Source organism: Streptomyces chlorus (genome assembly GCF_042655885.1).
Classification (GTDB): domain Bacteria; phylum Actinomycetota; class Actinomycetes; order Streptomycetales; family Streptomycetaceae; genus Streptomyces; species Streptomyces chlorus.
In genome coordinates, this window is the sequence record NZ_JBHSOA010000009.1 from 67841 (window position 1) to 79756 (window position 11916).

9 protein-coding genes and 2 pseudogenes are annotated in these 11916 nt (G+C 70.6%); 2 read left to right on the plus strand and 9 right to left on the minus strand.

Features of this window, described 5'->3' with window-relative positions:
• Positions 1 to 10 precede the first annotated feature (10 nt).
• The 3 genes and pseudogenes from ACFPZI_RS04635 to ACFPZI_RS04645 form a co-directional block, all read right to left on the minus strand.
• The gene (locus tag ACFPZI_RS04635; RefSeq protein WP_381358561.1) at positions 11 to 316 is read right to left on the minus strand and encodes a DUF2690 domain-containing protein; all 306 of its coding nucleotides are present in this window, start codon (positions 314 to 316) and stop codon (positions 11 to 13) included.
• 418 nt (positions 317 to 734) lie between these two features.
• A pseudogene (locus ACFPZI_RS04640) lies at positions 735 to 959 on the minus strand (helix-turn-helix domain-containing protein); the annotation flags it as partial.
• A 62-nt stretch (positions 960 to 1021) separates the two neighbouring features.
• A complete protein-coding gene (locus ACFPZI_RS04645) occupies positions 1022 to 1813 on the minus strand; it encodes a helix-turn-helix domain-containing protein (protein WP_381358564.1) in 792 nt (263 codons plus the stop codon).
• A 290-nt stretch (positions 1814 to 2103) separates the two neighbouring features.
• On the opposite strand from ACFPZI_RS04645, the gene ACFPZI_RS04650 reads away from it, so the two are divergent.
• On the plus strand, positions 2104 to 2565 hold the full coding sequence (locus ACFPZI_RS04650) for a peptidoglycan-binding protein (RefSeq protein WP_381358566.1): 462 nt from the start codon (positions 2104 to 2106) through the stop codon (positions 2563 to 2565).
• Positions 2566 to 2655: 90 nt separating this feature from the next.
• On the opposite strand, the gene argS is transcribed toward ACFPZI_RS04650, so the two are convergent.
• Positions 2656 to 4431, minus strand: coding sequence for an arginine--tRNA ligase (argS, locus tag ACFPZI_RS04655; protein WP_381358569.1), 1776 nt, complete (start codon positions 4429 to 4431; stop codon positions 2656 to 2658).
• 185 nt (positions 4432 to 4616) lie between these two features.
• Between argS and lysS the strand changes: the two genes are divergently transcribed.
• Positions 4617 to 6359: a lysine--tRNA ligase gene (lysS, locus tag ACFPZI_RS04660; protein ID WP_381358572.1), complete on the plus strand. Its 1743-nt coding sequence runs from the start codon at positions 4617 to 4619 to the stop codon at positions 6357 to 6359.
• A 322-nt stretch (positions 6360 to 6681) separates the two neighbouring features.
• On the opposite strand, the gene ACFPZI_RS04665 is transcribed toward lysS, so the two are convergent.
• From ACFPZI_RS04665 to ACFPZI_RS04685, 5 genes and pseudogenes are all read right to left on the minus strand, one after another.
• On the minus strand, positions 6682 to 7578 hold the full coding sequence (locus tag ACFPZI_RS04665) for an ATP-grasp domain-containing protein (RefSeq protein ID WP_381358575.1): 897 nt from the start codon (positions 7576 to 7578) through the stop codon (positions 6682 to 6684).
• Positions 7575 to 8459, minus strand: coding sequence for an ATP-grasp domain-containing protein (locus tag ACFPZI_RS04670; RefSeq protein WP_381358577.1), 885 nt, complete (start codon positions 8457 to 8459; stop codon positions 7575 to 7577). Before ACFPZI_RS04670 ends, ACFPZI_RS04665 begins: the two co-directional genes overlap by 4 nt.
• A gap of 199 nt (positions 8460 to 8658) precedes the next feature.
• A pseudogene (locus tag ACFPZI_RS04675) lies at positions 8659 to 9094 on the minus strand (IS6 family transposase); the annotation flags it as partial.
• Between the two features lie 196 nt (positions 9095 to 9290).
• Entirely contained in the window at positions 9291 to 10796 is a 1506-nt protein-coding gene (locus ACFPZI_RS04680; protein WP_381358580.1) for a DUF2637 domain-containing protein, read from the minus strand.
• A gap of 152 nt (positions 10797 to 10948) precedes the next feature.
• Positions 10949 to 11797, minus strand: a complete 849-nt coding sequence (locus tag ACFPZI_RS04685) for a DUF3558 family protein (protein ID WP_381358583.1) — start codon at positions 11795 to 11797, stop codon at positions 10949 to 10951.
• Positions 11798 to 11916 lie beyond the last annotated feature (119 nt).

Here is an 11916-nt window from a genome sequence, read left to right on the forward strand (position 1 = left end):
GCGGCGCGGGTCAGCGTACGGTCGCCTCGAAGCACTCCTCCCGCCGTGTCTGCCCGGCGGGGTGGAAGCAGGCCCGTACGAGAGTGCCCGGAGCCGTTCTCGTCATCGGGGTGTAGATGTACGCCTTCGCGTCCAGGGCGTCCGCGATCTCGGCGGAGCGGAGCGGGTCGGGCCGGCCGCGGTCGCCCACCCGGGTGCCCCGGACGCGGCCCCAACTCGTCCCGCACTTGGGGCTGTACCGCACTTGCAGGTGGGCGCCGGAGGCGGTGCGGTGCTCGAGGAGGGTGTCCAGAGGGATGCCGCAGAGCGTGTTCACCGGGTCCCTGCCCTCGCAGGCGGTTCCCTGGCAGCGGAGCGGGGCAGGGGTGGTCCCGGTCGCGGTTCCCGTGCCGGTTTCGGCTCCGGTCGTGGGTGGTGTCCGTGCTGCGTCGGGTGCCCGGTCCGATGGCAGGAGGAGGGCGGCCGCGGTCACGCCTTCGGCCGTCACCGCCGGCACGGCCGGCTAGGACGGACGCGGAGCGCCAGGGACGCCTGCGGGGCTCCGGCCCGTCTGCCGGATACGGGGCGGCCGGGTCAGGTGCCGGGGGTGCGGCCGCTGCCGGGGCACGGGCACGGGCCTGGGCCGCTCGGCCGCTGCTCTCCGACTCCGCGAGCTCCCACAGGGCCAGGCAGTGCGCGTCCGGTTCACCCGCCAGGCGGCACAGCTCCCGCACGGCATCTCGGGGCGGCAGCGTTTCGCCCTCAAGATAGCGGCCCCAGGAGGACTTGCTGAACGGCGTGTGTTCCTCCAGCCCGGTCAGGCTCAGGCCCGCGCGTTCCTTGAGGCCACGCAGGGCGGCGGTCAGCCGGGCGCGCTCCGGTGACGGCGTACTCGGCGTACTCGGCGTGCGCGGTGTACCCGGAGTACCTGGTGCGCCCGGCGGGCGCCGCGTGTCCCCGGAACCGTTCGGCGACCTCATCCCCGTAAGGCCCCCCAGGCGTACGGGCCGACGATGCCGTCCACGACCAACTCGGCGTCCTTTTACAGGCGTTTGACGGCGCGCTCGGTCAACGGGCCGAAAATGCCGTCGATGTCGCCCGGTGAGTGACCCGCTCGTTCCAGCAGGCACTGCACCTCGGCGACCTCCGGCCCGGCGTAGCCGTTCGCCAGGATCTTGTCCCGCGTATCGCTCTGGCCCGCGTACCAGAGGCCGTCGATCCGCTCCACCCGGCAGGTGTACGCGGGTACGGACCGCGGTGACGCCGCCGCCGGTGCGGCCGACGAGGCGAGCGGCGCGACGGCGCCGTGATCGCGGTCCGCGCCCGTCCTGGCGACCAGCCCCGCCACCGCCGACGAGGCCAGCGCGACGGCAACCACTCCAGCGGCGACCGCCACGTGGAAGGCCCGCCCGCGCGTCGGTTCAGCCGCGGGGGCGGCGGGACCGATCGGATCGGTGGGTTCGACGGGTTCCGTCCTGCCGGGTTCCGCCATGGATTCCGGAGCCTGAGTCTGAGCCCCGGCCGGAGCGGCAGCCGCGATCGGGCCCGGAGGCACCGTCGCCGTGCGGCCGCTCCATGCCTCCGCCGCGACCTCCCACACGGCCAGCAGCCGGGTCGGCTCCTCGCCGATGACCGACGCCAGCGCCTCGACAGCGTCCCGGGGCGGCAGCGACCTGCCGCCGAGGTAGCGCTCCCACGACGAAGAGCTGTACCCGGTCTTCGCCGTGAGCTGACGCAGACTCAGCCCGCTGTGGTCCTTCAGCCGCCGTAATCGCACCACCAAGTTCCGGACGCTCGGGTCGAGTTCCGCAGGCAGGCCCTTCCAACGCGACATGCTCCCCCCACTCGCGTGTGCTTGGTTCCGTACGCCTGTCGCATGGTGCGACAGCATTCACAGTGTGCCCGGTGATGCGGTTCTCGCACCCGCGTCGATTCGGCCATCGCTCGTCCCGCTCCGTCCCGCGGCACCGTCCCGGTGGGGCGAGGCCCCGCAGGTCGCGGGAGAGGGTGTCCCATGCCGTCGTCACTTCTGCGGCAATCATGGCCGGACCCGGCACCGACCCGGCAGTCTCGTTGCCGAACCGGCCGCTTCGGCCGGCACCGCCCATTCGAAGGGGGATAGGCATGCGAGCCATGACCAAGGCGCTCGTCAGTGTCACTACGGCCGTGGGGATCGCCGCCGGCGGCCTGGCCACCGCGGGCACCAGCTTCGCGGCTCCGACGCAGGACACCAAGGCCGTGGCGAGCGCCGAGGCGGTCGCTCCGCTCGCGGTGGTCAACCTCGGTCTGAACGCCACCCAGGCCAAGGGTGTCCAGCGCTGGCTGCGGGCGCACTGGAGCTACACCGACTCGATCGACGGCGAACTCGGCCCCAACAGCTGGAAGGCCTTCCAGCGCATGCTCAAGGCGCACCACGGCTACACCGGCGCCATCGACGGATCCGTCGGCAGCGGCACGGTCTCGGCGCTGCAGCGCTTCCTGAAGAACAACGGCTGGGGCTACACCGGCGCGATCGACGGAGTCGCCGGCTCGGGCACCCAGGCGGCGTTCAAGACCTTCGCCGACTGGTGCGTCAACACGTACTAGGCACCACCGGCACCGACGGCCGCGGCCCGTCCTCCCAGCGGGGGAGAGGACGGGCCGCGTGCGTGCGTGTGCGTCGTGCTTTCAGGGCGCTCAGAGCCGCTCGGGCGTCCTGATGCCCAGCAGTGCCATGCCCCGGTGCAGCGTGCGGGCCGTGATGTCGCACAGGAACAGGCGGTTGGCCACCTGGTCCGGCGACTCGGCCTTCAGCACCGGGCACTTGTCGTAGAACGACGTGTACAGGGACGCCAGTTGGTACAGGTACGCGGCCAGCTTGTGCGGGGCGTACTCGCGTGCCGCGTCCGCCACCGTCTCCGCGAACGCGTCCATGTGCAGGCCCAGCGCCCGCTCGGCCTCGTGCAGGGCCAACTCCGGGTGCGCGGAAGGGCGTACGCCTTCGGGAGCCTTGCGCAGGATCGACCGGATACGGGCGTAGGCGTACTGGAGGTACACCGACGTGTCGCCGTTCAGCGAGACCATCTGGTCGAGGTCGAACTTGTAGTCCCGGTTCGCCGACGTCGACAGGTCCGCGTACTTCACCGCGCCGACGCCCACCTGGGTGCCCCGCTCGGCGATCTCCTCCTCGGACAGGTCCTGCGCCTTCTCCCGGACCACCGCGGAGGCGCGGTCGATCGCCTCGTCGAGCAGGTCCACCAGCTTCACCGTCTCGCCCTCACGGGTCTTGAACGGCTTGCCGTCCTTGCCGAGGACCGTGCCGAACGCGAGCTGGACCGCCTTCACGTCCTCGCCGAGCCAGCCGGCCCGGCGCGCGGTCTCGAAGACCATCTTGAAGTGCAGCGCCTGCCGGGCGTCCACCACGTACAGCAGGGTGTCCGCCTTCAGGTGGAACACGCGGTCCCGGATCGCGGACAGGTCGGTCGCCGCGTAGCCGTAGCCGCCGTCCGACTTCTGGACGATCAACGGGACCTGCTTGCCGTCCGGGCCCAGGACGTCCTCGAAGAACACGCACAGCGCGCCCTCGGAGCGGACCGCGACACCCTTGTCCTCCAGCAGGCGGCAGGTCTCGGCGAGCATGTCGTTGTAGCCGGACTCGCCGACGATGTCCGCGTCCCGGATCTCCATGTCCAGCTTCTCGAAGACGGAGAAGAAGTAGATCTTCGACTCGTCGACGAACTTCTGCCAGATGGAGAGCGTGTGCGCATCGCCCGCCTGGAGGTCGACCACCCGGCGCCGGGAGCGCGTCTTGAACTCCTCGTCGGAGTCGAACAGCTTGCGCGCGGTCTTGTAGAGGCGGTCCAGGTTCGACATCGCCTCCTCGCCGGAGATCGCGCCGTCCTCGGAGGACTTGTGGTCCAACTCGTGCGGGTGCTCGTCCAGATACTGGATGAGCATGCCGAACTGGGTGCCCCAGTCGCCGATGTGGTGGCGGCGCACCACGGTCTCCCCGGTGAACTCCAGGAGTTGGACCACCGAGTCGCCGATCACCGCGGACCGCAGATGGCCGACGTGCATCTCCTTCGCCACGTTCGGCTGGGCGTAGTCGATCACCGTGGTGCCGGGGTTCGCGGCCACCGGCACGCCGAGGCGCTCGGGGTCCGCGTACCGCGCGGCGAGGTTCGCGGTGATCGCCCGGTCGGCGATCGTGATGTTGAGGAAGCCGGGGCCGGAGACCTCGACATCCTTGATCAGCTCGTCACCGGTGACGACGTGCGAGACGACCTCAGCCGCCAGTTCCCGCGGGTTCGCCTTCGCCTTCTTGGCCAGCGCCAGGATGCCGTTGGCCTGGTAGTCCGCCCGGTCGCTTCGGCGCAGCAGCGGGTCCGCGCCGGCGGCCTCCGGCCGGGTGGCCGAGAGCGCGGACGCGAGATGCTGCTGGACGGAGTCGCTGAGGGACGTGACCGAGGCCATGGAGTGGCTGCCGTTCTGCTCGGATTTCGGAGCTGTTGACTTCTACGGATGGTTACTACAGGTGACTACTACTGAAGCCGAGTATCCCACGCGGTGAAAAGCGGTTTTCGCAGATGCGGTCCGGACTGGGAGAATGGAGAGGCCAGCCGTGCGACCGTACCGGCTGCCCGAGCAGAAAGAAGGACGTGCCGATCGTGGCTCAGAGCACCGAGACCACCGACTGGGTCTCCCGTTTCGCGGACGAGGTCATCGCCGAGTCGGAGCAGCGTGCCCCGGGCAAACCTGTGGTCGTCGCGTCCGGACTGTCCCCGTCGGGCCCGATCCACCTGGGCAACCTCCGCGAGGTCATGACCCCGCACCTGGTCGCCGACGAGATCCGCCGCCGCGGCCACCAGGTCCGCCACCTGATCTCCTGGGACGACTACGACCGGTACCGCAAGGTCCCGGCCGGGGTCGAGGGTGTCGACGAGACGTGGTCCGAGCACATCGGCAAGCCGCTCACCTCGGTCCCCGCCCCCAAGGGCTCCCCGTACCCGAACTGGGCCGAGCACTTCAAGGCCACCATGGTCGAGTCGCTCGCCGAGCTGGGCGTGGAGTTCGACGGGATCAGTCAGACGGAGCAGTACACCTCCGGTGTCTACCGCGAGCAGATCCTGCACGCCATGAGGCACCGCGGCGACATCGACGCGATCCTCGACCAGTACCGCACCAAGAAGGCCCCGGCGAAGAAGCAGCAGCAGAAGGCGGTCGACGAGGCCGAGCTGGAGGCGGCGGAGGGCTCCGGCGCCGCGGCCGAGGACGACGGCAGCATCGGCTCCGCCGGCTACTTCCCGTACAAGCCCTACTGCGGCAACTGCGAGAAGGACCTCACCACCGTCACCTCCTACGACGACGACACCACCGAGCTGACCTACTCCTGCACCGCCTGCGGCTTCTCCGAGACGGTCCGGCTCAGCGAGTTCAACCGCGGCAAGCTGGTCTGGAAGGTCGACTGGCCGATGCGCTGGGCGTACGAGGGCGTGATCTTCGAGCCGAGCGGCGTCGACCACTCGTCGCCCGGCTCGTCGTTCCAGGTCGGCGGGCAGATCGTCGGCATCTTCGGCGGCAAGCAGCCCATCGGCCCCATGTACGCCTTCGTCGGCATCAGCGGCATGGCCAAGATGTCGTCCTCGCGCGGCGGCGTGCCCACGCCCGCCGACGCGCTGAAGATCATGGAACCCCAGCTGCTGCGCTGGCTGTACGCGCGGCGCCGGCCCAACCAGTCCTTCAAGGTCGCCTTCGACCAGGAGATCCAGCGCCTCTACGACGAGTGGGACCGGCTCGACGCCAAGGTCACCGAGGGTTCCGCACTGCCCGGCGACATCGCCGCGCACTCCCGCGCGGTGGGCACGGCGAGCGGTGCGCTGCCCAGGACGCCCCGGCCGCTGCCGTACCGCACCCTCGCCTCCATCGCCGACATCACCGGCGGGCACGCGGACCAGGCGCTGCGCATCCTCAGCGACCTCGACCCCGCCCGCCCGCTCGCCTCGCTCGACGAGGCCCGGCCGCGCTACGACAAGGCCGAGGCGTGGATCTCCCTCCACGTCCCGGTCGACCAGCGCACCATCGTGCGTACGGAACCGGACGAGGAACTGCTGAAGTCCCTGGACGAGCAGGGCCGCCGGTCGCTGCGACTGCTCCTCGACGGGCTGGCCGACCACTGGTCCCTGGACGGGCTCACCCACCACGTGTACGGCGTCCCCAAGGTCCAGGCCGGCTTCCCCGCCGACGCCACGCCCAAGGAGCTGCCGGCGGAGATCAAGACCGCGCAGCGGTCGTTCTTCGCGCTGCTCTACCACCTGCTGGTCGGGCGGGACACGGGCCCGCGTCTGCCCACCCTGCTGCTCGCGGTGGGCCAGGAGCGGGTGCGGCGGCTGCTCGGGGACTGACCGGCGTATCGACGCATACGACGGCGGGGCGCCCGGTGTTTCACCGGGCGCCCCGCCGTCGTCCTACTGCGCGCTCGTTCGCGTGCGGGTCACACGAACGTGGTCTTCCTTCAGCTCGGCGAAGTGTTTCTTCGGCGTTGTCACGTTGGCTGACCGGCCTGGGATGATCTTAGAGTTGGTCGTGCCGCGCAGCGGACCGCGCACGACTGGGCCGCCGTGCGGGGGCCGAGGGCCGGGTTCTGGGATCTGGTGCCGACGCTGTGCTTCGGCGCGGGCGCGGGCGCGGGCCTGGTGATGGGACTGCCTGTGTACGCCGCGGCGGTCAGGGTTCGGCGGCGGGCCCGGACTCCGGGGCTCGCCGTACGAGGCGGCCCCGACCGCTCCTACCTGTATCTCCCGCACCACGGCACGCAAGCCGGTCCGTATCGGCTCCGTTGGCCCGGGACAGGGCCAGCGCTGCCAGAGCCTCGGGAGCGCCCGACTGGCCCCGGATGCCGGGGAAGGCGTTGATGTCCACGATCAGTGGGGCGCCGTGGCCGCGGTCGATGATGTCCACGCCGTAGACGTCGAGGGAGAACACCTCTCCGACGCGGTGCACCAGGGCCGGCCATCCGGGCGGCAGGTCGTCGAGGCGGAGCGCTCGTGTGGGGCCGCGTCCCTCGGGGGAGAGTTCGGAGCGGCGCAGGCCGGCGAAGAGCCGGTCGCCGATCGCCCAGAGCTTGTAATCCCAGCCGTCGTTGGGGGCGAAATCCTGGACCACGACCGGCTCGTTCGGATGGGCGGCGGCCAAGTCCCGCAGGTGCGAGGGGCTGTCGACGCGGGCCACCACATCGTGCCGCCGGCTGTGGCGGCTCTTGACCACCGCGGGTCCGGACAGCGCCGGCCCGGACGCCAGCCGGGCGAGGGTGGTGAAGGTGCGCGTGGCCGCGAAGGGGAGGTCGGCACTCAGGGCCAGTGCGGCCATGGACGTGCGGTCCTGGCACAGCGCGGTCGCGGTGGCCGAGTTGATCACGCAGGCGCGACGTTGCTCCAGAACCCGGGCGAGTGCGAGAGCATGTGGCGTACGTGCCTTCAGCAGGTAGACGTCAGCGAGCGGTTCGGGGACGGGCAGCGGCGTACGCGGATCCAGCACATCCACGTGGTGGTCGGGCGCGAGCAGGGCCGTAGTGAGGCTCAGTAGCGGATGGCTGGGCTCGGACGTGATCAGGCCGATTCTCATGCCGTCTTGCCTGCCGTCATGGGGACCGGAACGGCGCCGAGCGGCGGCTGCGCGGCCGCGGTCGCCCCGCCCGCGCCGGCCGCCAGGGCGAGGACGGCTCTTGCCAGGCGTACCGGCGCGTCGGGGACCTGGCGGAAGCTGGGAAAGTCGTTCACGTCGACGACCACAGGGCCATTCGGTCCCAGGACCACGTCCACACCGTACAGATCGAGGCCGTAGACCACGCCGACCTGACCAGCAATCGCGGCGATCTCGGCCGACAGCGGCACGCGGCGCTCCCGTACAGCGTGGTCCGGGTGGAGCGGGGAACGGCGCTCGGTGGCGTACAGCTCGTCGCCGACGCTGTACACCTTGATGTCAACGCCAGAGTTGGGCACGTACGGTTGGGCAATAAGCATGCCCTCCCCCGCCAGTTCGGGGAGCATCTCGGCGAGCCGGCGCGGGGAGGACACCAAGTGCACGGCCCGGCCCGAACTGCCGTCAGCGGGCTTGACCACGATCGGATACTCCGACTCGGGTATCTCCACGAGCAGTTCGGGCAGCGCGGCCGCGTAGGTCGCAGGCAGGGGCAGCCCGCGGCTGAGGCCGATGGCGGCGGCCAGTGCCTTGTCCCTTACGCCTCGTATCGCCCGGGCGTTGTTGATCGTCGTCAGGCCGACCGAGGCCGCCGCTTCGAGAAGGGTGAGGCCCGGGCCGCCGGAGACCGTCTTGAGTACCCATGCGTCATGGATGCTCGTCTGTACGGCCTCTGTCAGGCGCAACAGGGAGCCGCCGGGGCGCAACACGTCCACTTGGTGTCCCCAGGAGGCGAGTTGGCGGATCACTCCGACGGGCATACCGTCGTGGCGATACTGCTCCTCCACCAGAAAGCAGAGTTTCATCGTTCTTCCCCGTCACCGCCGGGCGCCCGTCTTACCGCCTGTCGTCCGGCATTCCATAATGTCTTGTGGCGTTACAGGATGTCATGACCGGGCGTCCAGGAAGTCGTCTGCTGTCACGGAGGCACTGTCACGTTGGTGAGGGTGGGGTGTCTGATGATGTGTCGGGGTGTGGGTCGGCCTCGGGCGGCGGTCCGGGGCAGGCTGTTGTGGGCAGGGCGGCGGCGCCGGTGACCTGGTCCCAGATCGTGAATCGGGCGTTCATCTCGGTGCGGTACTCGGCGGCGGTCATCAGGTCGCGGCGGGGCCTGAAGTGGGGTGAGATGCCGCTGAACGCGGACAGGAAACTCTGTGCCCCGCAGACCGAGCGGAAGCCCTTCATCGCGCGTTCGCGCTGCCGAGTGGGCTGGTGGGAGTTCTCGGCCCGGTTGTTCAGGCCCTTGTGGGAGCGGTGCTCCACCGACGGCATCGCCTCGCGGTGGGCGGCGCCGTAGGAGCGGAGCTTGTCGGTGACGATCACTCGTGGCACCGACCGGGTGGCCTTCATCAGCTTCCTGAAGAACCGCTTGGCCGCGGGCCTTGGCACGGCGATTCTGCGCGAGTATGTCCAGCACGTTGCCATCGGCGTCCACCGCCCGCCCCGGGGCCTGTGCGGCGTATGGGGCGGTGGGTCGGAGGTACGGGCGGCGACGCGCACCCGGTTCGAAGCGAGGACGCGCCTCGGCCAGGTAGTGCTCCAGCACCTCCACGATCCAGTCCATCTCCGGGGACGGGGGTGCCCGGTGAGAACACCGGGCACCCCCTCGCCGTTCGCGTGCGGTCACGCGATGCGGCTCACGCGATGTGGTCTTCCTCCAGCTCCGCGGAGTGGCGGTTCTGGAAGTCCAGGACCAGGCGCTTGGCCTCGGCGTCCAGCAGGGTGTGGCCGTACGTCGCCCGGACGTTGTCGCCGAACTCGCGCGGAGTCGGGTAGCCGCTGCCGCTTATCGACTGTTTGAAGACCTGGTAGTAGGCCTCCTCGTCCGGGAGCGGGGCCTCCGGGGTGCCGCCGCCCTCGCCCAGCTCACGGGTGCGGCCCGGTCCGACCGGGATGGGGAAGGTGCCGGTGTCCTCCGGGGACGGCTCCTGCACCGGGGGCGCCTCCTCGAACTGCCCGCGGTACTGCTCGGCCCGCTCCTGTTCCGCGGCCCACTCGGCGTACTGAGGGTCGTTGGCGGGGTCGTAGGAGGGGTCGTAGCCGCCGTGGTACTCGACGGACTGCGGGTCCCGGGCGTGCAGCCACGAGCTCTGGTCCGGGTCGGGCGGCTGCTGCTCGTACGGCGCGTTCGGGTCGTGCTGCTCGTACGGGGGCATGAACTGCGCGTCCGGGACGTCCCGGGGGCCAGGGGCGTTGCGGGGGCCGCGGGCGTTGCGAAAGGCCCGGGGGTCCTGGGCGTCGCGGTGGTCGCCGTCGCGGTGGTCCTCGCCGTACGCGCCGCCGTCGTTCTCGTCGCCGAAGGCGCCGTGGTTACCGCGGCCGCCGTGGCTGCCCGTCAGCTCGGGGCGCTGTTCGGCGGGCGGGGCCGCCTTCTGCAGGGAGAGCGCCGGTGCCCCGGTGGCCGGGCCGTCCACGGTGGCCCGGTGCTCGGGGGCCGGCGGGATCAGCGCCGGTTCGATGCCGGCCGCCGCCAGACCCGCCGGGGCCGTCTCGGCGAGGGGGACGCCGAACTTGGCCAGGCGCAGCGGCATCAGGGACTCCACCGGGGCCTTGCGGCGCCAGCTCCGGCCGAAGCGGGAGCGCATCCGGGCCTGGTAGACGAGGCGTTCCTGCTCCAGCTTGATGACCTGCTCGTAGGACCGCAGTTCCCACAGCTTCATCCGCCGCCACAGCAGGAACGTGGGTATCGGCGAGAGCAGCCACCGGGTGAGGCGGACGCCCTCCATGTGCTTGTCGGCGGTGATGTCGGCGATCCGGCCGACCGCGTGCCGGGCGGCCTCCACGGACACCACGAACAGGATGGGGATCACGCTGTGCATCCCCACGCCGAGCGGATCCGGCCAGGCGGCCGCGCCGTTGAAGGCGATCGTCGCCGTCGTCAGCAGCCACGCCGTCTGACGCAGCAGCGGGAAGGGGATACGGATCCAGGTCAGCAGCAGATCCAGGGCGAGCAGGACGCAGATGCCCGCGTCGATGCCGATCGGGAACACGTAGCTGAAGTTCCCGAAGCCCTTCTGCAGGGCCAGTTCGCGGACGGCCGCGTACGACCCCGCGAAGCCGATGCCGGCGATGACCACGGCTCCGGCGACGACCACGCCGATGAGGACCCGGTGCGTCCGTGTCAGCTGAATGGGCTCGGCCACCCGTACTCCCCTCTTCAAGCGTGTTGTTGCGCGCAACAGAGTGGCACATGTGTGCGGAGAACGAGTGGCCGGTTCCGTATCGGGGCTTCACCGTCCGCCTTCAGGCCCCTCTTCGGGCCCGGCTTCGGGCCCGTCGCCGTGGCCGCCGGACCTCAGTCCTTCGCCGGCGCCGAGGAGGACGCCGGCTTCGACGGCGAACCGCTCCCGGCGGCCCCGCCGGAGCTCTTGCCGCCGTTGGACTCGTCGGTCACGGACTTCACCGCTTCCTTCGCCGCCTTCTTCGCGTCCTTCATCAGGTCGTCGGCGCTCGGCGCCTTGTCACCGGCGAGACCCGCCCCGTTGTAGTCGAGGGTGATGACCACGTTCTCGACGCGGGCCACGACCGTCTGCTGCTTGAAGGAGCCTTCCTTCTTCTTCAGGTCGTAGCGCACGGCCGTCGCCTCGTCGCCGGTGCCCGTGACGGGTTCGGACTTCGTGCCCGTGGCGTCCTCGGCGGCCTGGACGTCCTTGACCTGCTTGTCGTAGTAGCCCTTGGCCAGTTCGTCGCCCGCGCCACGCGTGGTGTCCGACTCGAAGCGCAGCATCGACACGCTCAGCCAGCGGAACTGCGAACCGTCCACACCGTTGTTGGCGAGGCTGTCCCAGGAACAGCCGGCGCGCGTCGAGATGTCGTCGGACAAGCTCTCCTTGCCCGGCTTCGCCTTCGGTACGAGGTCGTCCAGGGTCTTCTTCGACAGGACGTCGCACGCGTCCGGCAGGTCCTTGTACACCGCCGCCCGCACCGTCGGGGAGGGGCTCGCGGACGCGGACGCCGTCGCCGAGCTGTCGGCCGCCTTGTCCTTGCCGTCGTCGGAGCCGGAGTCCGAGGAGCAGCCGGCGACGATCAGCATCGCGGGGACGGCCGCCGCGCCGGCAAGGACGCGGTGGAGGCGCTTGGCTCTCCCCCACTGTCTGGACGACGTGGGTGGTGCCCCCATGTCTCGCTGTGCTCGTCGCTGCATGGTTCCTTCACTCATGACGCTTGTGTTCCCTGCGGTCAGAACGGGGTCCAGGGGGTCACGGTACGCGGTGAGCCATCCGGGTGGTCTTCCTTCGGATGCTTTGCGCAGGGCTGTGAAGG